Consider the following 977-nt stretch of genomic DNA (forward strand, 5'->3'; position numbering starts at 1 on the left):
GCCTGTACACGCAGCCGATCGTTCAACGCCGGCGGCAACATCCGGTGTGCCTCGCTCACGTCACGACCGTCATGCTGTACCTGCGCGAGCCCAAACGGCAAGGTCGGCTCCTCAATGTCCGCAAGCTGCCCAGTGAAGAAGCGCTCGTGCTCAGCTTGACTCACGCCTAGCCTGGCTTGCGCGACCAGATGGCGAAACGGCTGCGCCGGCGGCAGCATGTCGCCTCGTCCGTCGATGAATGCGCGCACCTGCGCGTGCATCACCTCCAGCGTTGAGTGATCGATAATTAGATGGTGCAGCCGCTGCATGAGCAGCCAGCGGCCCTCATTGTCTTGTGCGATCGCACAGTGCAGCAGCGGCGCTTGCGTCAGATCCAGCCGCGTGTGGCGCGGATCAAAGCGCCGCGCCAATTGCTCGGCAACCGGCCCGTCCGCAGCGTCCAACGTCAGCTCGGTGACCGGCAACCGTGCGTGGCGCCACACCACTTGCGCGGGCATCGACAAGCCTTCCCACACGAACGCGGTGCGCAAAATATCGTGGCGATCGATCACCTGCTGCAGCGCGTGCAGATACTGGTCAAGCCGCTCACGACTGTCGAAAGCCAGCTGCGCCATCAGCAGATACGGATCGCCGTCGCGCGCGAGTAGATGGTGAAACAGCAGGCCATCTTGCAGCGGCGACAGGGCATAGATGTCCTGGATATTGGCTACGCCACCGGGCACCTGCTTGACAATCTTGTCAATGTCCGCTTGCGTCAGCTCAATGAGCGACAGCATCGATGGCGTAATTTCAGTCGTGTCGGGCGTGATCACGTTGGGCGGCACCACCACGTCACAATGCTGACCCAACGACTGGGCCAGCGCGCTAAGCACCGGCGTGTCGAATAGCGCGCGCACGGATAACCCGACTCCCCGACGCCGCAGACGCTCGATCAACCGCACCGCCAGCAGCGAGTGGCCCCCGAGCGCAAAGAAGCT

The 977-nt window shown here is 63.2% G+C and carries 1 protein-coding gene; it reads right to left on the minus strand.

Going from position 1 to position 977, the window contains the following annotated elements:
• Nucleotides 1-977, minus strand: a 977-nt coding sequence (locus KQH55_RS15625) for a condensation domain-containing protein (protein ID WP_235091611.1), incomplete at both ends; no start/stop codon positions are given.

The sequence above is a fragment of the Mycetohabitans sp. B3 genome, from assembly GCF_021498065.1.
In the GTDB taxonomy this organism is placed as follows: Bacteria; Pseudomonadota; Gammaproteobacteria; order Burkholderiales; family Burkholderiaceae; genus Mycetohabitans.